20 protein-coding genes are annotated in these 21,046 nt (G+C 60.3%); 11 read left to right on the top strand and 9 right to left on the bottom strand.

The annotated features are described in order from the left end of the window. The 5 genes from cas10 to cmr6 form a co-directional block, all read left to right on the top strand. A partial coding sequence (gene cas10 / locus PLU72_19250; protein HOT30318.1) for a type III-B CRISPR-associated protein Cas10/Cmr2 occupies nt 1–2,880 on the top strand: 2,880 nt, incomplete at its 5' end. Further along, complete coding sequence (locus PLU72_19245) at nt 2,877–4,025, top strand: type III-B CRISPR module-associated Cmr3 family protein (GenBank protein HOT30317.1); 1,149 nt, start codon at nt 2,877–2,879, stop codon at nt 4,023–4,025. The genes cas10 and PLU72_19245, both read left to right, overlap by 4 nt. An 80-nt stretch (nt 4,026–4,105) precedes the next feature. Next, nucleotides 4,106–5,053 (top strand): type III-B CRISPR module RAMP protein Cmr4, encoded by a 948-nt coding sequence (gene cmr4, locus PLU72_19240; GenBank protein HOT30316.1) that lies wholly within the window; start codon nt 4,106–4,108, stop codon nt 5,051–5,053. Between the two features lie 2 nt (nt 5,054–5,055). After that, nucleotides 5,056–5,394 carry a type III-B CRISPR module-associated protein Cmr5 gene (gene cmr5 / locus PLU72_19235; protein HOT30315.1) on the top strand — a complete coding sequence of 113 codons (339 nt, stop codon included), beginning with the start codon at nt 5,056–5,058 and terminating at the stop codon, nt 5,392–5,394. A 13-nt stretch (nt 5,395–5,407) separates the two neighbouring features. Continuing rightward, entirely contained in the window at nt 5,408–6,766 is a 1,359-nt protein-coding gene (gene cmr6, locus PLU72_19230; GenBank protein HOT30314.1) for a type III-B CRISPR module RAMP protein Cmr6, read from the top strand. Nucleotides 6,767–7,036: 270 nt separating this feature from the next. Here cmr6 and PLU72_19225 read toward each other — a convergent pair whose 3' ends face one another. Continuing rightward, nucleotides 7,037–7,756: a hypothetical protein gene (locus PLU72_19225; protein HOT30313.1), complete on the bottom strand. Its 720-nt coding sequence runs from the start codon at nt 7,754–7,756 to the stop codon at nt 7,037–7,039. A gap of 164 nt (nt 7,757–7,920) precedes the next feature. Between PLU72_19225 and PLU72_19220 the strand changes: the two genes are divergently transcribed. The 3 genes from PLU72_19220 (at nt 7,921) to PLU72_19210 (ending at nt 9,178) form a co-directional block, all read left to right on the top strand. Next, nucleotides 7,921–8,493 (top strand): lecithin retinol acyltransferase family protein, encoded by a 573-nt coding sequence (locus PLU72_19220; protein ID HOT30312.1) that lies wholly within the window; start codon nt 7,921–7,923, stop codon nt 8,491–8,493. Between the two features lie 106 nt (nt 8,494–8,599). Continuing rightward, a complete protein-coding gene (locus tag PLU72_19215) occupies nt 8,600–8,788 on the top strand; it encodes a type II toxin-antitoxin system HicA family toxin (GenBank protein ID HOT30311.1) in 189 nt (62 codons plus the stop codon). Between the two features lie 3 nt (nt 8,789–8,791). Continuing rightward, nucleotides 8,792–9,178 carry a type II toxin-antitoxin system HicB family antitoxin gene (locus tag PLU72_19210; GenBank protein ID HOT30310.1) on the top strand — a complete coding sequence of 129 codons (387 nt, stop codon included), beginning with the start codon at nt 8,792–8,794 and terminating at the stop codon, nt 9,176–9,178. Between the two features lie 85 nt (nt 9,179–9,263). On the opposite strand, the gene PLU72_19205 is transcribed toward PLU72_19210, so the two are convergent. From PLU72_19205 to PLU72_19170, 8 genes are all read right to left on the bottom strand, one after another. After that, the gene (locus PLU72_19205; protein ID HOT30309.1) at nt 9,264–10,370 is read right to left on the bottom strand and encodes a hypothetical protein; all 1,107 of its coding nucleotides are present in this window, start codon (nt 10,368–10,370) and stop codon (nt 9,264–9,266) included. A 25-nt stretch (nt 10,371–10,395) separates the two neighbouring features. Then, complete coding sequence (locus tag PLU72_19200; GenBank protein HOT30308.1) at nt 10,396–10,791, bottom strand: hypothetical protein; 396 nt, start codon at nt 10,789–10,791, stop codon at nt 10,396–10,398. Nucleotides 10,792–10,839: 48 nt separating this feature from the next. Next, nucleotides 10,840–11,067, bottom strand: a complete 228-nt coding sequence (locus tag PLU72_19195; protein ID HOT30307.1) for a hypothetical protein — start codon at nt 11,065–11,067, stop codon at nt 10,840–10,842. Nucleotides 11,068–11,102: 35 nt separating this feature from the next. Then, nucleotides 11,103–12,725: a hypothetical protein gene (locus PLU72_19190; protein ID HOT30306.1), complete on the bottom strand. Its 1,623-nt coding sequence runs from the start codon at nt 12,723–12,725 to the stop codon at nt 11,103–11,105. Then, nucleotides 12,722–14,443 carry a ThiF family adenylyltransferase gene (locus tag PLU72_19185; protein HOT30305.1) on the bottom strand — a complete coding sequence of 574 codons (1,722 nt, stop codon included), beginning with the start codon at nt 14,441–14,443 and terminating at the stop codon, nt 12,722–12,724. Before PLU72_19185 ends, PLU72_19190 begins: the two co-directional genes overlap by 4 nt. Nucleotides 14,444–14,508: 65 nt before the next feature. Then, complete coding sequence (locus tag PLU72_19180; GenBank protein HOT30304.1) at nt 14,509–15,030, bottom strand: hypothetical protein; 522 nt, start codon at nt 15,028–15,030, stop codon at nt 14,509–14,511. A 180-nt stretch (nt 15,031–15,210) separates the two neighbouring features. After that, the gene (locus tag PLU72_19175; GenBank protein ID HOT30303.1) at nt 15,211–16,284 is read right to left on the bottom strand and encodes a hypothetical protein; all 1,074 of its coding nucleotides are present in this window, start codon (nt 16,282–16,284) and stop codon (nt 15,211–15,213) included. Nucleotides 16,285–16,482: 198 nt separating this feature from the next. Next, nucleotides 16,483–17,133: an EcsC family protein gene (locus tag PLU72_19170; protein HOT30302.1), complete on the bottom strand. Its 651-nt coding sequence runs from the start codon at nt 17,131–17,133 to the stop codon at nt 16,483–16,485. A 250-nt stretch (nt 17,134–17,383) separates the two neighbouring features. Between PLU72_19170 and PLU72_19165 the strand changes: the two genes are divergently transcribed. The 3 genes from PLU72_19165 to PLU72_19155 all read left to right on the top strand — a co-directional run bounded on the left by PLU72_19165 (nt 17,384) and on the right by PLU72_19155 (nt 20,989). Then, nucleotides 17,384–19,006: a radical SAM protein gene (locus tag PLU72_19165; protein HOT30301.1), complete on the top strand. Its 1,623-nt coding sequence runs from the start codon at nt 17,384–17,386 to the stop codon at nt 19,004–19,006. Between the two features lie 583 nt (nt 19,007–19,589). Then, nucleotides 19,590–20,474: a radical SAM protein gene (locus PLU72_19160; protein HOT30300.1), complete on the top strand. Its 885-nt coding sequence runs from the start codon at nt 19,590–19,592 to the stop codon at nt 20,472–20,474. Next, nucleotides 20,471–20,989 carry a GreA/GreB family elongation factor gene (locus PLU72_19155; GenBank protein ID HOT30299.1) on the top strand — a complete coding sequence of 173 codons (519 nt, stop codon included), beginning with the start codon at nt 20,471–20,473 and terminating at the stop codon, nt 20,987–20,989. Before PLU72_19160 ends, PLU72_19155 begins: the two co-directional genes overlap by 4 nt. Nucleotides 20,990–21,046 lie beyond the last annotated feature (57 nt).

Below are 21,046 nucleotides of genomic sequence, written 5' to 3'. Positions count from 1 at the left end.
AAAAAACTGACGGCCTGGCTTCACGATCCCGCTGAAAAGGCGCTCGTTCTTCTCCAGGATCCGAGCGGCCATGAAGGCGGCACGATCAAAAACCTCCGGGCCGAACTCAAGCTCGACACTCCTGATGACGACGTGAAAACCGCCGACCGCTGGTCGTCGGCCGCAGACCGCCCTCAGTGGCCGCGCAACGAGGCCGACGGCAGGTTCGCACCCTGGACCCAGGTCCGGTTCGCTGACAAACCGGTTCTCATCCACCCCCTGACCGGCCGGGAATTCGATCTGAAAAGCCTTGGCGAGCTCGACTATCAGCAGGTGAAAGCCGTCAGCTTGGAGCATTTCCGAAGCCTGATCCAACTCGGCCACGGTGACGACCGGCTTACCTGCCTTGCCTTCTGGCGGTTCGGCTCGGAACTCGGCCGGCCAGGCCTGGATGCCTTGTGGCGAGTCCTTCCGGCCGACACGCGGGTTCCCGATCACTCGATCTGGAACCACCTCGACACAGTTTCCGCCTTTGCCGGGGCGATGGAAGGAAACGACGGCCCGGCGCTTCTTTCGATGAGCTTCGGCCCCGTGCAGGGATTCATCGCCCAGGCCCGTTCGACGTCGGATCTCTGGTCCGGCTCTCACCTGCTTTCGATGCTCGTCTGGGAAGCGATGCGGGCGATCGCCGAGGAAATCGGCCCCGATGCTTTCCTTTTCCCCCAACTTCGCGGGCTTGCGGTCGTCGATGCCTGGCTTCTCGGCCTCGCCGAAGCGGCGGGTGCGAAAGACGCCTGGCGGGAACGCTTCAAAGGCAGTGACTGGCTGAAGAAAACCACGGACGAAAACCCGCTCTTCGCGGCGGCCCTTCCCAACAAGTTCCTCGCGCTGGTTCCCCGCTCGAAGGCCGGCGAGCTTGCCGAAAAAGCCTGCACTGCCGCACGCAATGCCGCACGCGCATGGGCCATCGAAGCGGCAAAACGAGTGTCCGGCCAGGATACGGGACATTGGCTCGACCAGATCGAGAAACAGCTCGCAGGCTTCCCTCACGTGTTCTGGGCGGCCGTCGAGTGGCCCGGCACCTGCGCCGGAAACGATCTCGACAAGCTGGTCTCCTCTTTTCATGCCTGCGTCGAGCAGGGGACCCCGGATGATTTCTTCGGACAACCCGTCTGGAAGGTCCTCAGCAAAAACATCACCCTCGACGGCGTCAAGTTCTTCGAACCGAACCCAGGAATATTATATCCTTCAATATTTTCACTCTCGGAACGGATGCTGGCAACCGCGAAAACCGCACGCACCTTCGACCAACTCGAGCAGACCGGGTTCCGCTGTACGTTGTGCGGCGAACGCGAGTGGCTCTCGGGGTCTGCGGAGTCGTTGTCGATCCCTCCCGGCGATCGGCGCGAGATCGCCACGATCTGGAACGGGGCGGCCGGCAAGCTCGGCATCAAGAAGGGGGAACACCTCTGCGGGGTCTGCGCCCTCAAGCGCCTGTGGCCGGCGATTTTCGTCGATCGCGTGAAGGACGTCGCCGGACTCGAGGGCGTCCATCGTTACGTGGTGAGCACCCACGCCATGGCATTGGCGACGACCCTCGAGCATCTGATCGATCGCGCAGACACGGAGGCACAACCCTTCAGAGACCTGCAGAAGGCGATACCGGAGAATATCCATTCGGTGGCCCTTCCCCGGAAACTGATGCGCAGAATCCCATCCGGAAGCCCGCTGGTTCGAGAGGTTATCAGGACTCTGCCTGCAGCGTTCGATCGAATTTCGGAAGATGTTTCGGCCTTCGATGACCGCACCACGTCGGCATATGAGCATCTGAGCAGACTGGTGAAAAACGTCGCGGGCCGGTCGATCGAAAAATATTACGCCCTGATTCTGATGGACGGTGACTTTATGGGGGCCTGGCTTGCCGGAAACGAAGACAAATATCGTTTGCCATACAAAGCCTGCTGGCACCCTCAGATCAAATCCGCCGTCGAACGGGCCGCACCGAAGTCCGACGACCTCAGAGCCTATCTCGAAGCCCTGCGACCGAGCTCGCCGGGTCGCCATGCCGCGATATCCCAGGCCCTCAACTCCTTCTCGAGCGTCCTCGCCCCCTTCATCATGGAAGACCTGTGCAAGGGGAAACTGCTCTACGCCGGCGGCGATGACGTTCTGGCGATGGTTTCGGTCGACGAACTTCTCGACGCGATGATCGGTCTCAGACTCGGCTACAGCGGCATCGAGGCGGAATTCCCTGCGACGGCGCATCGCAAGGCCCTGTTCCTGAAGAACGGCTTTGCCCGGCTCGACACACGGCTCATGCAGATGATGGGAGAAAAAGCCACCGCGTCGATCGGTGCGGTCGTGGTTCACCACCAGACTCCCCTCACCATCGCCCTCCGGTCGCTTCGCGAGGCTGAACAGACGGCCAAGAAGGCCGGCCGGAACGCCTTCTGCATCAGGGTCCTGAAACGAAGCGGCGGCGAGGTCTCTTTCACCGACCGCTGGTGGGCCGAGACGAACGCCACCCCCACGCGGGCGACGATGTGCGAAAACTCGACGTTCGGTGTTCTCCAGAGCCTGAAGAGCGAGTTTTCCATCAATTCCGACCTGTCGCGCCGGGCCGCGTATGCGGCCGCCGAGTGGCTGAAGGACCTGCCCGTCGAAAGCGACCCCACGGCCGCTTCGTCACGGGAAATAGCCCAGGCCCTGCTCGCACACCAGTTCCAGCGGCATAAGGGAAGCCCGGAAACGGCCGTGAAAACCGTTCACGCGATCTGGAACTCGTCGTCCGTTCCTGCCGAGAAGCGCGGAGAGAGCCTCATAGGGCTCCTTTCGGTCGCCGAATTCCTTGCCCGGGAATCCCGCTCGGGGGAAATTCTCAGCGAAGGGAGCAAGAAATGACCGCCTATTACTTCGTCACCCCTTGCGACGTCATGTTTCCCCGCGGAAACCATCATTTCGGAAGCAGTGGCGCCGAATCCGGCCAGACGATCATGCCGCCCCGTCCCTCCGTCTTTGCCGGCGCGTTCAGGAGTTCGCTCGCCGCGGCTCACCCGGAATCTCTCCCCGCCGTCGAGCGCGGCGATGCCCCTTCGGATGCCGTCGTTTCAGCGATCCTCGGCTCCGCCGCCAAACCCGGCTCCTTCCGCATCACTCTGGTCGCCCTGGCGCGGAACGTCCAGGGAGCCATATCCCCTCTTCACCCGCTTCCCGCCGATCTTCTCGCTTTTGATGACCAGAAAGGGCTGATTCTTCGACGCCTGAAACCGGAAAAACCGCTCGATCACACCCGGCTCTCCTCGCGTTTGCCGCTGGTTCCGATTCTTCAGGCACCGCAAAAAAAGCCGTTGGGTTCCCTCTGGCTCACCGAGAAAGGCTGGAACGACACCCTCGCCGGTAAAATTCCGCCTTCAACGGAGCTTCACGCGTCAGGCGCGCTCTGGAAAAGCGAACTTCGTCTCGGCATTGCCCTTGACGGCCAGACGAGAACCGCCGCCGACGGAAAGCTGTTTACGTCGAATGCGATCAGTCTTCACAATGGCGTTGGCTTCCTCGTCGGCATCGAGGGCGTCGGTACATCCCTGCCTGAATGCGGCGGTCTCCGACTCGCCGGAGACGGAAGAGGGGCCGACTACCGCCTCTGCACATGGAAGATGGCGCCGCCGCCCGTCGAGCGCATCCGCTCTACGGGGGCCTTCCGGCTCGTCATGGTCACGCCGGGCATTTTCAACACCGGCTGGGTCCCCAGCCTGGTTGAAAACATCGACGGCACCTACCGCCTGCGAGGCAAGGGCTTTTCGGCGCGTCTGGCATGCGCGGCACTGGCAGGCAGTGAAACGGTTTCCGGCTGGGACCTCGCCAGAGAAGCCCCCAAGCCGGCGCTCCGCGCCGTTCCTGCCGGTTCGGTCTACTGGTTCGACGAGTTCGACGGCCAGGTAGACGCCCTCGCATCCTGGGTGGAAAACGGTCTTTGGACAGATGGTGAAGCCTCGGTCCATCGGGCCGAGGGCTTCAACAGGGCACATCTTGGGGTCTGGATCGAATGAAGCGGTAGAGAGGCTTTGCCGTTTTCGCCGCTTGTTGTCTGAAGCGTATCGCATGAAGGTTTTTTGAAAAGGAGCACGATATGTTTGAAAAAAAGAATCTGGTATTTTATTACTGCACCACGCCCCTCCACATGGGAGCCGGAACCGCCGTCGGCGCGATCGACAACCCCATCCAGCGGGAAGTCCACAGCAATCATCCCGTGATCAACGGCGCCGGCATCAAGGGCGCCGTCCGCCACCATCTCACCCATGTATGGGGCGGGGAAAAGCAGAAGACGATCGATGAACTGTTCGGGTCCGACACGAGCGCGAAGGAACTCCATGCCGGCGCCGTCTCGTTCACCGACGCCCATCTCGTCGCGTTCCCCGTCCGCTCGCTGAAAAATACCTATGCTTATGTTACATGCCCCTATGCCCTGGCGCGCCTCGAGCGGCTGGCGGCGAATGCGGGCGCGAAGGTCGCGTGGCAGGTTCCGGCGGTCCAGCAAGGCCAGGCTCTCGTCGCCACGGACTCGCAGATTCTGCAGGGAAAGGTATACCTCGAGTCGTACGAGTTTTCCAAAGCCGCCACCGGGCCGGATATCAAGCCGATCGCCGAATGGCTCGCGAAAACCTGCCTTCCCGACTCGACCCATTTCGAATACTTCCAAAAGAAGCTTCGTGAAGATCTCGTTGTTCTCAATAATACGGATTTCGATTATTTCGTTCGACACTGCACCGCGGTGGAACCCCATGTGAAGATCGACGACACCACGGGAACCGCGGCGAACGGCGCTCTGTTTTATACCGAAAATCTGCCGCCCGAAAGCATTCTCGCCGGCCTGACGCTCGCCTCGATCGAACGGACGAAAGGCAAGGAATCGAATACGCGTCGAAAAGCGGCTGAGGCTCTGACGGCTATTTTCCAGGGCGAGGGCGACCTCGCGGGAATCGGTGGGACTCTGGTCCAGATGGGCGGAGACGCGACCACCGGCCGCGGTCTCGTTCTCGTCACCGCCGTGACGGCGGGGAACGGAAAGGAGAACTGACGATGAGCCTCGAACAACAGCGAGCCAAATTTGCCTGGGAGAAGGCAAAGGCATCTCCCAATGATTTCACGAGTCTTGCCAAGGGCGCACCCGCACTCATCATGGGGAATGGCCTGATGGCCGCTCTGGCTTTCTGGAATTCCCGCAAGACGGAGCAGGGAAACCATCTCGTCACTGCGCTTCTTGGGTGGCTGAAAGAGCGCCGTCTCGTCACTTCCGATGAGTTCAACGCCGCGATGAATGAAATCGTGCAATTCAATTCTGATACGTATATGCAGGCGACGAACGAAGCGCTGGACTTCCTCAAATGGCTCAGACAGCTCGCAGCCACCCAGGGATGAAAAGGAGGGAACGATGTTGATTCCTGCCGCGCCGAACTATCTCCAATCAGTTCTGACACAGGCCGATATACCTCCAGGCCATCGATTCAGCCTGTTTCTGCCGATCTGGGAAGCCGCGTGGGTGCCGACAACGAAAGAAAAGGGGCAGGCGCTCTCTCGCATTCTGTCGATGAAAGGGCACGTCGCAGAGCTTGCCAAATCGCTTGTCAAACGTCAGGAAATACTGGCGACGACGTCGGGCAATGACTGCATGATCTTTCCCTGTATCTCCCAGGCGCCCTTCACCACCGGCCTCGGAAACGAGCATCCTCTTGGAAACGGGTTCGCGTTTCTGACCCCGTACGGGATCCCGTATCTCAGCGGCTCCGGCGTCAAGGGGGTCATGCGGCGTGCGGCTGAGCACCTCGCGCTCTTCCCGGATGAATACCATTCCAATCGGCCGTTTCCTGAGTTCTGTCTCCTCGATGTCTGGCGTCTGTTCGGCTTCGAAGGAGAGGGTTGCTCGACCTTTCCGAAAAAGAATGCCACCGACGAAGACCGCGCATGGCAGAAAGCGTACGAAGACCAGATTCCGGAAATTGCAAAGCGGCCCGATCTGAAGGAGTTCATCTCGAGCCTCCAGATCGAACGGGATGAACGTGAAGCGTGTCTGAAAGCCCCGGAGACGTTTCTTCGAAGGCTCGGCGAAGACAAGAAGTTCAGAAACTCGATTCATACGCGGGGCAGTCTGACGTTCTGGGATGTCATCCCCGTCACCCCGAAGGGTGAGATGTGCGTCGAAGTCATGACGCCGCATTATTCCGATTACTATCAATCGGGCAAGTCGCCCCACGATTCCGGCAGTCCCAATCCTATCCCGTTCCTCGCCATTCCGGCAGAAACGAAGTTCCAGTTCGTCATCCAGGCCCGAAATACGCCGTTCCCTTCCCAGATCGGGATGAATGACGTCGTCGGGAAGCTTCTCGCCTTTGCCTGCAAATGGCTGGGGTTCGGCGCGAAAACCGCCATCGGATACGGCGCCCTGAAACTGGATATCCAGGGACAAGCGAATATCGCGATCTCTATAGAACGAACCCGCAAAGAAGATCGGGAAAAGCGCGAACTCGCGGCGCTCACCGAAGAGCGAAAGGAACTTCGAGCATTCCAGGCCCAGTTCGAGAAAGCTCAGTCCGTGGCCGGGTATAAAGCCGGGTGCCCCTTCGATGACGTCCGCCTCGGGTTCATCAAAAAAGCCCTCACGTGGCAACTTTCCCAAGATCGCGCCGATGCCGCGGACATCCTGGAAAAGACGATAAAATGGGGCTGTTCCGACAAGCGAAAGAAGGAGTTCCGGGATACGGTCACCGCCTTGCGCAGTCCGTGTAAATCCTGATTCAGCCGTTCTCATTGGTTCGCGTCAATGGCAGAAGGCCCCGCCGGTTCACCCTGGCGGGGCCGTTTCATCATTGTCCGTTATGAAGTTTCAGATATTAAAAGCCGGTTTAGCGTTACCGCTCGTGCTGAGTTTGTCGAAGCACGAGTGGTTCACGTCCCTTCGACAGGCTCAGGACAAGCATCGGATGCCTGTTAAAATCCGGCGCCGCATGAGAAGAGCTAGGAGAGAGGGATGTAGGAAGGCCTTGGGCTCGGGCGCGACGACACCTCATGCGATCAAAGAAGTGATCGTGTAGCCATCCCATTTTTCCTGTATCGGCTGGGCCAGATAATTACTCAGCTCCAGGACAAGCACATGCAGTTTTGCCGGTGTCAGGTTGATCTGAAATATTCGCGCAAAGGGTTTTCCCTCGCGAAAAAATGAATACTCACCCGAAACCGAGCGACCGATCGAGACGCTTTTCGGAAAGCTCCCGTCCTTCACTTTGTCGAGAGCCTCGAGTGCTTTCTCCTCGGTCTTGTAATATTTCGGTCTGTTTTTTATCGTGTCAGGCGATACGACGAAGGCGTATGTGCTGATAATGTCTGTTTTATTCGGGATCGTCGTGAACCCGGTAGACGGATATGAAGAAGAGAGATCGACCGGGGTGGGATGACTGAGAGAGTTTCTCAAATGCCATAGTATATCGCGAACCGTTGGCGGCTCCTCTTGAAATGTATTTTGCCGAATATCATCAATCACCAGAGACCAGAATGGTTCGTGGGAGATCCTCCTTTTGAATAGTATATTCTTTAATTCTTTCTCACTCATCGCCTTGATCAACTCCACGCAATTGGTCAAGAGATTTTGAAGGATGCAGATATCCAGGGTGGAGGAGTAATTTTTTGACTCGGGAAGATTGAGCGTCGAATACTGATGGGCAATCCAGCCAAGACGATACGCAATATCAGCCTGTATGCGATTTTTTTCATCGTGAAAGTATTCCACAACCGGGCAATCCTCCAAATTTCTTCGATTCTTTCCTGATCACATCCAGGAAACTTCGCCATTCTATATCACTTTCTGTGAAAACTTCTTTTTGAACCGGCGGGGGGATGGCGCCCTTTCCATTGTCGAAGAGGATACACCGTGAACCGGCAAGGGAGGACGAGATGAACATCCGGCCCGGAAGCGTGATCTACGTGTTTCGCAGTATGACGTCGCGAGTCGTGGAAGCCGTCGACGGCCGGTTCCTGTCCGTCGAACCCGAGCAGACCGGTCTTCTGGCGGCGGCGTTCCGGCTCGTCGCAGGCACGCCTCTTCTTCCGCCGGGGCTGAGGCTGATGCTGAATTTCGAGCGCTACCGGCATTACGGCGTCTACGACGGACGGGGAAAGGTGATCCATTTCACGGGGCCGACCCCGTCTTCGGCGCGCATCCGGCGAACCACGCTCGCGGAGTTCGAGCGGGGCACCTTTCTCGACAGCGTGGCGGGCGGGGTGCTCGGCGTTCACACGGACGACCGGGTGGCGTTTCCCGACGGGCGGGCGGAGGCGGTTCGGCGAGCCAGAGCCGCGCTGGGAACGACGTTCGGAGGTTACGATCTGCTCCGGAACAACTGCGAGCATTTCGCGACCTGGTGCGCATGCGGCCGCCGGATCTCCAGACAGCTTCTCGAGAAAAGCCTCACCCTCGGCTCTTTCGCCCGGGTCGATGGCGGATGTTCTCGACGAAACATTGCCTGAAGGAAGCCAAACCCCACCAAATCAGGGATAGAAACCTCCGCAGTCATCCGCTTTGTTCGTCGACCGGAAATTGACTCGCCCCGAAGGAGTGTGTATACTTACACACATGAAGAGCGCAGAAATTCTGAAGAGGCTCAGAGAAGACGGTTGGTATCTGGCCACGACAAAGGGAAGTCATCACCAGTTCAAGCATCTGACCAAGCCGGGAAAGGTCACGGTCAAACATCCTTCGAAGGATTTCCCGTTGAGCACACTTCGAAGCATCTACCGGCAAGCCGGCTGGAAGAGGAGGTAAGGCATGTTGTTTCCCGTCGTCGTCCACAAGGACAAGAAAAGTTGTTTTGGTGTCACCATTCCTGATTTTCCCGGGTGTTTCACTTCCGGCAACACGCTCGAGGAAGCCATCAAGAATGTCCAGGAAGCGATCGAATGTCATCTGGACGAAGGAGAAGCGATTCCCAAGGCATCCGATATCGAAACTCTTGCGAAGAACCCCGACTTTTCCGGTGGTATCTGGGTGATGGTAGACGTTGATCTGTCGGCTTTCGAAAGTCGGGCCAAGCGGATCAACATCACGATCCCAGAAAACCTCCTGCACGAAATCGATTCTTTTGTTCAGAAGCACGGTCTTTCCCGATCATCCTTTCTCTCGAGAGCGGCAAGAACCGCGCTGAAAGCCGCGTAGGCTCATTTTTTCGTCACGTCCGTCGCGGAACAGGACAATAAAAATCTTCCGCCCGGGAAAAATGCACTGGTGGCGGCGGCGATCGTCAGCTGATCAGGCCTCTTTCCCTGAGAACCTGTTCGATGGCCTGCCGGTAGAGCCGCTCGATGGCGTCGGAAACGTCGTCGATGGCTTCATCGCAGAGAGCGCTCATGCCTTTCGCGGTCGCGCTTCCCGACCAGAGGCCGGCATGAAGCCCCCGCAGAGACGAAACGATCTTCGCCTTGACATCCGGCCTGGTATACCATTCGAACACCCAGTCGACGGCGGCCATCGCAAGAAGCCCGACGCCCATGCTCACCGCGCCGCCGACGGCCCCGGTCAGCATGGAGGTAGGCGCCTGGATCAGCCCCATGTAGGCCATGATCTGGCCGGACGTCGACAACTGCGCATACCACGTGCCGACCATCCAGGTTTTCATCGCCATCTCGACGAACGCGCCGGCGGAAGCCCCGATGTACTCGGCGGCAAGAACGCCGATGACCGCGCTCCCCACGCCTTTCTGCAACTCCGAGGACAGCCGGAGCCGGTCGAGCATGATGCTGAACGCTTTTTGGATTTCCTGTTCGGACATCTGGATGCCGAACTCCCGTGAGAGAGCTTTCGACAGGTCCACGTTCAGCTGGGTGATGAAATCCATCGAGTGCCGGACGAGCGTGCTCTGGAAGCGGTCGCTTGCCTCTCCGATACAGCCCGTCAGCTGGCTCTCGGAAAGAACCAGCTCCGCGAACTTTTCCCGGCACATGACCTCGTTCCGGTCGATGGCGGGCCTGGTCTCGTAGCCGAGCAGGCTCTTCGCCCAGTTTCCGCCTTTCTCGCAGACGTTGCAGACACCGTTCCATGCGCCGTTGAACTTCGCACGATATGAATACTGCCAGTCGAGAAACGTCTCGATCCTGCTCTCACAACCGCCAAAAAAGCCTGAAAAGGCTCGATTGATCTCGGGAATCAGAGTTCGCTTCTCTTCGCGCCGGAAATACGCGACCCGCTGACCGACCATGTCGATCAGCTTCGCATGGCTGACAGGCGCGGCCGGCCGCACCGACGGGGCCTCGGCCTGAACGGGGGCCGGAGTGGCCTTGCGGGCGTCGACCAGGTGGGCGATCACGATGAGGACGCAGAGAAGCATGCAGGCGATGAAAGCGTTTCTCATGATGCAACCCCTTTCAAGCAAGCGATCAGAGGCCGTCCGGCCCCGGGCGGAGATACGCCGGAAGAACGGGAGAGGGGGGCTGTTCGAAATACGCGCCGAACCCGCGCAGGGGCTTCGGCTCGATAACCGGGTCGGCATCGACATCGAAAGCGACCCAGGCGACCAGCGCCAGGAGACTTCCGAGCCAGTGCCCGCCCGAGTTCTGAGGCAGGGGCGGCGACCAGCGCCGGAACTTGTCATACCGGTCCTTCGCCACCAGTAGGAGCCGAACGAATCTGATGATGACCCCAATTTTCGACGGCGGTACCTTTTTGATCGCCACAGTCGTCATCGGCTGTGCCGATGCCGGATCGGCGAAACAGCAGACGAGGAGCGCCGTCATGATGAATATAGATATTACTTTATATATATTCTTCAGCATATCGACTCTCCTTCCGCTCGTTCGCGGGACGGGAAAAAGACGACCGTTTCAGGCGCAACCCCACACGCGGTCCTTGAGGAGGTTCGTCCCGCCTTCCACCTGGTGGCCTTCGCGGGAGTGGACGATCCGACCGTCGGGCATGACCTTGGCCTTCGCCGTGCCGTTCACCAGCAGGTCTTCGATGTCGAGGGGGTCGCCGTTCTCCGGCTGGGAGTTCGAAAAGCGGTTGTTCTTCGGGCGGGGAGGATTGTTCCGGAAAGGATTGAAGTTGCTCATATTCATGCTCCTTGGTTCGTGAAATGAGATCGAACTCACCGTTCGTCGATGGAAGAAAGACGGCCGGGATGATCGGGTTCAATTTTTGTGCGAATGGACGAGGAAGATTCATCTGCAAGCTTCTGCATGCGCCGCTTCGCAAGGTAATCGGCCCACTCGTTGCCGTCGATGCCGGCATGGCCCTTGACCTTCCGCACCGCGAGACGGCCCTTCGGCAGGACGGCGCGGATCTTCGCGACGATGTCGCGGTACGGCCCGCGGTAGGCGACGTCCTGGACGGCATGCACCACGTCGAGGTTGTCGGTATAGATGACCAGGCGCCCGTTTTCCCCGATCGACGGGGCCGCCAGCACGGCACAGGCCCACACGCCCATCAGCTCGGTCTCCGTGACCCCCAGGGCCCGGATGACGCCGGTGAAGCCGCAGATATCGGGATCGCTGGTCTCCTCGGCCTCGAGAAGCACGTCCCGCACCAGGTCATCCGGAACGGCGGGCGGCCGGCAGAATCCCACGATCGAAAAACTGGCGCGCCGGTGGCCACGCCGGAAACTCGCATCCGTGTAGTAGACGCTGGGAACGACGGCGCCGTACGGGCTTTCAGTGCCCATGACGGGATCAGGTTCACACGCCGTTTCCGGCGCGGATTCACTGCTTCCGTCATCCTCCCCGAAATATCCCGGAATGTGAAGCCGGGGCTCGGATCGCCGCGGAGCGTCGGGAAGATGGAGGTCATAGATCGCCGGCCCTTCGGGCCCCTCGAGCCGATCCCCAACGCGGAAGGCTCGAACCCTGCCGCAGAGGTCGCGCCAGTTTTCGGCGGCAACCCCTATCCGCGCCAGCTCGGCGTCCCGAACCACCCCGACGGTCCCGCGCGGCAGGGCGACGAGAAGCCGGTCGCGTTCCGCCGTGAGAACGAGGCCGTGGGCGACCGTTCCCGGAACCGGCGCGAGCCTGGTCCCGACCCGGCGCTGGTAGGCGCGCCGGATGCTGACCCGGTACTGCATCCGCTCCCGGTCGACGCCCGTCACCTCCACCAGCACCGGCAGGTCGACGAACTGTTCGGGGTCGAGTTCGGTCAGCCCCATGCACAGGTGCTCCGGCAAAAATCCCTCCAGCCCGCCGAGATCGACGAGCATCCCGCGGGGCTGGCCGGCCCGGTTGCAGGCGAGGCCCAGAACCCTGCACCTCAGGCCGCGCCGGTACCGCCTGGCCGTTTCGATGTGCGCCAGCAGGTCGTTCACCTCGTCCACATCCATGTCCCGCGTCGTCCGAACCTCGGCCAGGGTCACGTTGCGGCTGTTTGGATCGATGTCCTGGACCGCCGCGACCACCAGCGTCTTTCCGCCCGGCCCCGACAGACCCGAAGCCCGGCTCGCCGGCAGAAAACAGCGGATCTGCCCGACGCGCACCCGGTATCCGGCGAACTCGCCGGCCCTCGACCGCACCTCCTCGAAGATCGTGCCGGCGACGAAGCTCCCGGTCAGATACGAGCGGCAGAGCGCCGCCCAGTCCGGGCCGTAATGCGGAGATCCCGGCGTGGCTGTGTCGACGAGGTACACTTCGCCCTCGGGATTGACCACTTCGAAGACGCCGCTCTCGTCAGCTCCGTCGGCGTATGCGCCCGGGCCGGTTTCCAGCTCGTCGTTCCATCCGTTCATGCCGTCTGCTCCTTCTCTGCACCGATCTCAGCCTCGCCCGCGGGCAGTTCCTCGGGTTCCAGATCGTCGGGAAACACCGTGTCCGAGACCGTCACGAGTTCGGAAAGCGGCAGGCTCCCCACCGGCACGGCCTGCGACAGACCGGTTCCGCAGACCGGGCATCCGGCGCGGGCCTCGAGCCGCGGAACGAACGAAAAGCCGGGCTCGCCGGTTTCCCGCGAGCGGTTGTTCCAGAACACCAGGTCGTAGGGGAACCCCGTGCCGGGGGTCAGGGTATCGAGCGCCATCCGCACCCCGAGCAGGGTCACGATGCCGATGTCGGTCGACAGCCCCGGCTGGATGTAGACGTCACGCTCCGACTCGACCGCCGTGTAGGCGAACTCCCCCGTCGGCACGTCGGGCTGGTCGCCGTTCAGGCACCACCGGCAGGGCGTCGTGCCAGGGATGATCCGCTGACAATAGCCGCGATCGGCCCGTTCGAGCAGGGAAACGTAGACCGACGGGACGCCTGCCTGCCAGGCGAGCTCGTTCACCAGGCCGCGGGAGCCGTTCGTGTCGGTGCTGACGAACACGAGGTCGGCCTCGTCGAACAGCTCCTCGAGCAGTTCGCGCTCGTTCATCACGTCGAGGGGCCTGGCATCGACAACGCAGTCGGGCTTGATCCGGCGGACGCGCTCCGCCACGGCATCGACCTTGAACCGGCCGAGATCGGCCAGACTGCAGGCATGCCGGCACACGTTTTCGGGCTCCAGGCGGTCGGGATCGACCAGCGTCAGGCGGCCGACGCCGGCGCGGGCGAACTCCAGCGCGGCCTGGGAGCCTACACTGCCGACCCCGATCATCACGACGTGTTTTCCGGGAAGGACGGCGGTCGAGGCGAGGCCCCCGTTGCGCCGAAAGACGTCTCGCGCCGGGTCGTACAGGCGAAGGGGCACTTCGCGCGGCGCCGCGTCGCAGAACTGGTATGCCCGGACGTTTCCGGCCGGATCGACGATCATGATCAGGTCGAAGGCGTCCAGGTCGATGTCGGCCTCGTTCCCGGCGGCGCCGGAGGCGACGATCTTCGCCGAAAGCTCCCCCTCGAGTCCGCTTCCGAAATGGGCGGTTCCGCTCGCCTGGTCGAACCGGCCGCGGACGACGCATTCCGTCACGCCGGGGCGGAGATTGCCGAGCAGAGTTTCGTCGAGATACGCCCGGGAAATCTCGGGCGGGGGCTCCTGCGGAATCGCCGACGGATGGACGCCGTAGACCACCTGCCGGAACGCTTCGTCGGGGGAATCCATGAGAAACGCCTGGACGCCCAGGACCGACCGGTTCTCGCTCATCGGGGCGGCGATGACGGCGAGGAAGCCGTATTCCAGGCCTTCCTGCCGGATGATCTCGGCGGCCTGGCGGCGGTCGGTCCCGCTCGGGCACATCATTCCGGCGGGGTGCTTGTGCCATTCGCCGAGATATTCATACCCGTACCGGGCGCCGAAATACCGGAGCTGGGCCCGGGCGAACTCGATGTCGGGGCTGAACTGCGCGTACGACATGCGGGCCGTGTTGCCTGGGCCGGTGGCGACGGCGACGACCCATGTGTCGCCGCGTCGGATGCCGAGAAGAAGGCCGCCGCACTCGGTCGCCGGGTGCAGGGCCGACGTTTCTCGGATGGCCCGGAGCGCCGCATCCGTCACGATGATATGCGGCCGAGAGGAAAAGCCTGTGCGTTTGGGCATATTATATACTCCTTCATATACACTTTGGTCGGATTCGGGGACCGGGCCTCGGAGAGAGAACGGCTTCAGGCACGCTTTTTGGCTTCCGGCCAGACGCCCTTGCGGACCCAGATTTCATAGGCATGCAGCCAGGCGGACACCCAGCCGACGTAGGTGACGGCGGTGGTCACCTCGGCCGTGAAGCCCTGGCCGCCGCCGCCATGGTCGTTGCTGTACAGACACAGGTGGCCGTCTCCGTAGCGGTGCGGCGAAGACACGATGTGCGGCTGGACGACGAACGCCTTCGCCTGGTCGTTGGGGTAGCCGTCGGGATAGGTGATGACGACCGCGTAGATGTTGCCGGCATGCGTGCGGAGCCTGCCGATCCAGTGGGCCTCGCCGGCGCGGACGACGGTCTGGCCGTTGAACTGGCGAGGCTCTTCGGCGACCTGGAGTACGAACTTCGGGAACTTCCGGGCCATCAGGTCGACTTCCTGCTGCAGCCGCCCCGGAAGCCGCTGATACCAGGTCTGGGCGCCCCAGGTGCGTTCGCGGAACGAATCGGCCCGGGAGACGGCGTCGGGGCTCCCTCCGATCAGTGCCGGCACTCCATCAAGCCCGATCCTGACGCGAGGAATCGATGAATATCCGTTGTCTTCCGTATCTCGGCAAGTTGTTATATATTTATTTATATACTTTTTATCTTTGTTGAACATTTTTCGCTTCTCCTTCGTGCTTGAGGTTTCACACATCCAAAAAGACGTCATGCGAAGCCCGGTTCAAAAGAATCAGACGACCAGCTTCACCCGAAACGATCGAGGAAAGGCGCCCCGGATTTCCGACGTCACGAAACACTTGATCGTGGTTCCGCACAGCTCCGTCCGGGATTCCGCGGGTACGTTCACGATCGTGTTCGCGTCGATATAGCCGAGGCAGTTGCCGGGAAGAAGGACTGTGAGGATGTCTCCGTCGACGATCAGCGAGAGACCGACGCTAACCGAATTGACCGATGGCGCCGGGGCGCCCCGGGAGGTGTGCCGGTAGGCTTCCTCGATACTGCCGATGAACTCCCGCCGCCCCTCATTCCATTCGGTGACGACGACCAGGATGGGCAGATTCGCCAGGGACTCCTCGGGAAAGGTCACGACCTGCATCGACATCGAGGCCGGCACGAAGATATCCTGCCCATCGCTCCGGGCAAGCAGGCCTGCGGGATTGTCATTCCGGTTCCGCATGAGCCTGACGATCCTGGCGCGAATGGGGCGGCGCTTCTCGACGGCGCTCCGGAGCCTCCTGTTGCCCGCATTCCATTCGGGGTCGGCCTCGAACGCCCTTTCGACGACGATCTGCCGGTTGTTCGGGTCGATCGAGATGACCCGGACATGCACTTCGCGGGCGGCCTGGCCGTCGAACCCGACTCCGCCCCTGGAAGCAGGAAGGAAGCAGGGCACGTTCCCGACACGCACGGTATACCCGGAATGTTCACCCGTACGACTGTGTTTCGAGTTGCCGATCCTGGCGCGGATCGGACATTTTTCGTTCTGCGAATGACAGATGGCGTCCCAGTACGGCCCATAGAAGGAAGATCGCGGAGAAATCGTGTCGATCGTGTAGATTTCCCCCTCCGGGTTGATGATCTGATGGACCCGGGTTCCCGGCATTACAGCCGGGCGGGGGGGCGTCGAGACTTTCGGCCGGGAGTTCGCCGGAGCCGGGCGACGGGAGGTCGTCGGTCGGAAGGGAGCGGCCGGGGCGACCCCGCGTCGCGCGGCAGGCTGTCGCACCGGCGTTTGCCGGGCGGGCGCCGGTTCCTGGAAGAACGCGGCGTACAACTGATCGATGATGTCCTTAAATATACTCACACATATTCTCCTCGAAAATGTCCTGAAGCCCCGTCGAACGTTCATGCATCCGACGCAAGGCGTGCGCCGCGCGGGACGGCGGTTATCTTCTGCCGGCGCTTGCCAAGGCGCCTCCTCGTCTTCGAAGCCTCGCCGCCTCATCGGCCTCAACGTCTCAAATGCGCCGAGCCGCTCCCGGTTCAAGAATTTCGTGCGGGGTCAGCAGGCGAAAAGGCAGGGGATGGGGGGCTGGAGGAAGGCGCGCTTGGCGACGCCGCCGATCAGGTCGGTGGAGACCAGGTCGCAGACGCCGCCGATCAAGCCGCCGATGAGGGGCACGGCCTTGCCGAGGTTGAGCAGACCGCGCTTTCCGAACTTCGTCATCAGGCGAAAGCCGACGGTCCGATTGATCTGAATGAGTATTTCTTTCGATATTCTTCGGATCGCCTCGACGGTCAGTTTTTTGCCGAGCTCGATGCCCAGGCTTTTCAGAATCTGCCCGGCTTCGGCGCCGCAGAGGCAGACGAACACGAGGGTTTTCACCTGGTCCTGGCGCGGGTCGAGGCCGCCCATGATCGCGATGGCCGCGATCATGCGAACCTGGAAGAACAGAACGCTCGAGATGTTCGCCGGCACCGCGGCGGGCAGAGTGATGATCCCGCCGAGACCGGTCACGAACCCCGACGTTCCCGCCCTGGCGTTCTGCCACCGGATCAGGGAATCGACGTTCTCCGCCAGGCCCCGCGAACCGCACGAATAGTGGCGCGCCAGGTCATACGCCGAATCCACGCCGGGCACGCCCGGGTCCAGCGCCATTTCATACGACCAATTGAGCACCCTGCAAAGCATGCCTTCGTTCATGTGTTCCATGGCTGTCCTCCCTTTCGGTTGCCTTCACCCTTTACCCGTTGAAGGCTCCGATCTTCTCCTGGTTCAAAAATGCATCGAGGAATTCAGCATGGAAACAATGATTTTCCGCGCTTCGCCGGCATACCTGCTTCGGAGAGTTCCAGAAGGCGGGATGTAGTATCCGTATAAATTATTTTTTTATCTATTTATGAACCGGGCTTGCGACGGTTCCTTGAAACCGGTGAACGAACGCCAGTGAAAGGAGCCCGACATGGACACCGCGACGAAGACGACAGGAACCTGGGATTTCAGGGCAGATGTGGTCGCCGCCGAGTTCGGTTCGTTCCGGTGCAACTATGCCTGCTCCTTCTGCCATAAGGACTACTTTTTCCAGCAGAACCCGTCTGGGCGCGGCAGAAAAACGCTTGCCGAAGGGATCGCGCTCTGTCAGAGTCTGCTCAAAGGCGACTTCTCCGTCCACTTGGCCGGCTCCGGAGAGCCTCTCCTCCTCTCCCCGGATGCCCTCCGACGCCAGGTCGAGCCGATCAGGGCGATGGGGGCCTGCCGGAAGATCAAGCTCACGACGAACGGGTTTTTCCTGGCCGAACGTGCGGCGATGCTCGGCGATCTCGGAATCGGAAGCATCAGCGTTTCCCTTCCCACGCTCGATCCCGCTTCCTACTCCAGGTGCATGGGCGTCACGCAGAAATCGGCCATGGAGCGGATATCGAGAACAATGAACGGGATCTCAACCGCCCGGAGCGCCGGCCTGAAGGTCGACTTGAATGTGTGCGCGGCCGAAGACCTGCTCCCTCAACTCGATGCCTACATCGACCTCTCCCGGACGCACGGAGTGAAAATCAAGTTTTTCCCGCTCCTCCAGGTTCCCGGGAAAGGGTCTTCATCCGCTTCTCCCCATTTCGGGAATCTCCTCCGCGAGCTGAATCGCCGCGCCTCGCCGGTCATCGATAAGGCCAGCCGCTACACGAGCATTCTGTGGGATGTCGACGGAGCCTCTATTTCGGCAAAGCCCGGCGATCCATTCAGCAGGCCGACGGCATGCTACGAATGCCCCGAATACAGCATCTGCGAAGAATCATGCTGGCGATCCATCAGAGTTTCCCCTTGGTATATCCAGCCGTGCGGTGTCAAAACGTCGAATATCTACTTCCACGACGAAAACTCCCCGGCCACTCTCGCACGGAAACTCGCCGTTGGAGGCAAGCTCCCGACGGTCTGCATCGACTCAGACGAGCGCGCCCAGGGTGTGAATGCCGCCATGGCTGATGCCATGGGCCGAAGGAAACCATTTATCGTTCTCGAGGGACCGGACGGAAGCGGGAAATCCACCGCCATCCCCGAAATAGCAAAGCATCTGGGATATATCCCGTATGCCACACCCCCGGAGGGCTTCAGGGACCAGGCTTTCCGCGCCGTGTTCGAGCGGCCGGGGCTTGAATACGCCCGTTACCTGTATTACATGGCCGGGAACGCCGCGGCAGATGCCGAGTTGAAAACGCTTCTTCTCCATTCAGGTATCGTCTGCGACCGGTGGCTGATGTCGACGTTCCTGTATCACGGTCTCGTCATGGGTTGTGACACGGCGCTTCCGGCGTCGTTCGTGAACGGATTGATCAGCCCCGACCTGACGATCGTTCTTGATGTTTCTCCCGAGACCCAGAAACACCGCATTTCACAGCGTCGACCGACGCATGACGCCGCTTGGGAAACATCGGACAGGATCAGAAAAACCATTGCGAGGGCGTACCGCGAACAGCGCGGCCCCGGGATCGTCCACGTTTCTGCGGACGGCCCGGTCAGCGAGGTCGTCGAGCGTTGTCTCGAGGCCATTTATCGACATGTCAACGCTGCAGAAAGGACGACGTATGCATAACGACATCATCAAATCACTTCAAAACGGGGAGAGGTCTGTTCCCATCCTTCTGGTCAACTCCCCACTCGACGCCTATGCGGAAAACGAGGAACCCAGATACGATGTTCTCTTTCCGTTCGGGCTCATCGCATTGAGTCGGATAGCGAAAGACCTCGGGATCGGCTGTTCCATTCTCGATGCCGAAGCCCTGAGGCTGTCCGTCCGAGAAACCGCCCGCATCATAACGGAGTTGAACCCCGCCGTTCTCGGATTCAACATCCTGTCCCCGACGGTCAATATCGTCCGCGATATTGTCATGCTCCTTCCGGAACGTATATTCATCGTGGCGGGAGGTGCACACCCCACCCTCGAGCCGGAAGACTGCCTGCGCAGGATCCCGGGAATTCGCCTTCTCTTTCAGGGCGAGTCCGAACGCACCTGGTCGGAGTTCCTGGCCGGGTATCGCGCGGCCCCCCGTGAGATGGGCGAAGCGTCCGGGAAGATCGTCGCCATGAAAAGCCGTGACCGAATCATTCCGACGGTGGATCGCTCGCGAATGCCGTTTCCGGCTTTTTCCACAGAAGGAAGAAAAGAGACGTCAATCATGGCCTCACGGGGATGCGCGTTCGACTGTCACTACTGCTCGGGACGAACGCTTTCGGGGGGGCGCATCCGGTTCAGGCCGGTGACGAACCTCGTGGATGAGATCCAGGAGTGTCAGCGGCAATACGGCATCACTTCGTTCCATTTCGCCGACGATAATTTCCTGCAGAACCCGGGATATGTCCGCTCTTTCCGTCAGGAACTCGGAAATCGCGGTCTTTCGATTTCCTGGAGATCATTTGCTCGAGCTGATTCGATCAGGCCGGAGATCATGGAGGACGTCGCGGCGTCTGGCTGTTATCGCCTGACGCTGGGCCTCGAATCAGGGACAGACACCATCCTTCTGCGGATGAATAAACGCCACACGGTCGAGCAATCATCGGCGGCCCTTTCCCTGTGCCGGGAATACGGCATCGAAACGAAGGCCTTCTTCATGCTTGGATATCCGGAGGAAACACCCGCGGAAATACAGGCAACGATCGACTTCGCCGCAGCCTCCTCTCTCAGCCATGCTTATTTTTACCTCGTCCGATCGTTTCCCGGAACTCGGCTCGAACGGGAACTCCTTGAAGCCGGTATCCCCAAGGCGGATCTTCTGGAATACATTCATTGGGTTCCTGATATGGACAGCGGTTTAACTGTTTTTGAACGGGCCTGTCGGAAAGCCCTTGAAGTTCATGGAGTGTTCGACGCGGATTCGGTCCTGAAATATAATGTTGCCCATCGGAGAAGCATCAACAGAAATTGCAGCAATGAGCAACTGATGGACTTCATGGTCAACGGGTACAAGAAGTTTTATTTCCGCCCGTCGTATCTCGAGAGGTTTCCCTGGTGGGCCGATGTCACAAACGAAAAAACACTGGAACAGCAGGAGGTGGGTATATGACTCTTTCCATGACGATAGACAGGAAAGTCATCATCGACAATGTCGTCCGCCAGATCGAAGAGCAGATTGCTGAAACGTTCAAGTCATACCAGAGCAACAAGGATATTTCCATCAATGCCCCCGGAAAGATGGAGTCACGGTATGACACACGCAAATACGAGTACGGCGCCGTCGCCGACGGTCTGGCCGCCCTTCTCGAACAATTGCAGGAAACCTTGAAATCCGTCAAAAGCCTTTGCGCGAAGCCCGATGGCGAGAAAATCCAACTCGGAAGTTTCGTGCTTGCTGATTTCGTGCGAAGCACCGAACAGGGAACCGAAACAGGACGGATCCTTTACATGATCCTTTCAAGCCTGTTCGACGGAAACCTCCAGCAGGTCAAAATCGCGTCCGCAAGCTCCCCCATCGGAAAAGCCCTTCTGGGGAAAAAAGCCGGCGATCGCGTCTCCATCGAGATGGGCGTCTCTCGCCGCAAAAAGGTTCACACCTCCCTCCGCATCCTGGAAGTTTTCTAACAATCTATTGAGTCCTGCATATCAAAAACCAGCTTCGTGTCTCCGTTCGTGCTGAGC

The organism is Candidatus Ozemobacteraceae bacterium (assembly GCA_035373905.1).
Taxonomy (GTDB): Bacteria; Muiribacteriota; Ozemobacteria; order Ozemobacterales; family Ozemobacteraceae; genus MWAR01.
This window is presented reverse-complemented; position numbering and strand designations above follow the sequence as displayed.

Excerpts from the sequence above, each read along its gene's own strand:
- PLU72_19245 (HOT30317.1), top strand. The coding sequence starts at position 2,877 with ATGACCGCCTATTACTTCGTCACCCCTTGCGACGTCATGTTTCCCCGC.
- cmr4 (HOT30316.1), top strand. The coding sequence starts at position 4,106 with ATGTTTGAAAAAAAGAATCTGGTATTTTATTACTGCACCACGCCCCTC.
- cmr5 (HOT30315.1), top strand. The coding sequence starts at position 5,056 with ATGAGCCTCGAACAACAGCGAGCCAAATTTGCCTGGGAGAAGGCAAAG.
- cmr6 (HOT30314.1), top strand. The coding sequence starts at position 5,408 with ATGTTGATTCCTGCCGCGCCGAACTATCTCCAATCAGTTCTGACACAG.
- PLU72_19220 (HOT30312.1), top strand. The coding sequence starts at position 7,921 with ATGAACATCCGGCCCGGAAGCGTGATCTACGTGTTTCGCAGTATGACG.
- PLU72_19215 (HOT30311.1), top strand. The coding sequence starts at position 8,600 with ATGAAGAGCGCAGAAATTCTGAAGAGGCTCAGAGAAGACGGTTGGTAT.
- PLU72_19210 (HOT30310.1), top strand. The coding sequence starts at position 8,792 with ATGTTGTTTCCCGTCGTCGTCCACAAGGACAAGAAAAGTTGTTTTGGT.
- PLU72_19205 (HOT30309.1), bottom strand. The coding sequence starts at position 10,370 with ATGAGAAACGCTTTCATCGCCTGCATGCTTCTCTGCGTCCTCATCGTG.
- PLU72_19200 (HOT30308.1), bottom strand. The coding sequence starts at position 10,791 with ATGCTGAAGAATATATATAAAGTAATATCTATATTCATCATGACGGCG.
- PLU72_19195 (HOT30307.1), bottom strand. The coding sequence starts at position 11,067 with ATGAGCAACTTCAATCCTTTCCGGAACAATCCTCCCCGCCCGAAGAAC.
- PLU72_19190 (HOT30306.1), bottom strand. The coding sequence starts at position 12,725 with ATGAACGGATGGAACGACGAGCTGGAAACCGGCCCGGGCGCATACGCC.
- PLU72_19185 (HOT30305.1), bottom strand. The coding sequence starts at position 14,443 with ATGCCCAAACGCACAGGCTTTTCCTCTCGGCCGCATATCATCGTGACG.
- PLU72_19170 (HOT30302.1), bottom strand. The coding sequence starts at position 17,133 with ATGGAACACATGAACGAAGGCATGCTTTGCAGGGTGCTCAATTGGTCG.
- PLU72_19165 (HOT30301.1), top strand. The coding sequence starts at position 17,384 with ATGGACACCGCGACGAAGACGACAGGAACCTGGGATTTCAGGGCAGAT.
- PLU72_19160 (HOT30300.1), top strand. The coding sequence starts at position 19,590 with ATGGCCTCACGGGGATGCGCGTTCGACTGTCACTACTGCTCGGGACGA.
- PLU72_19155 (HOT30299.1), top strand. The coding sequence starts at position 20,471 with ATGACTCTTTCCATGACGATAGACAGGAAAGTCATCATCGACAATGTC.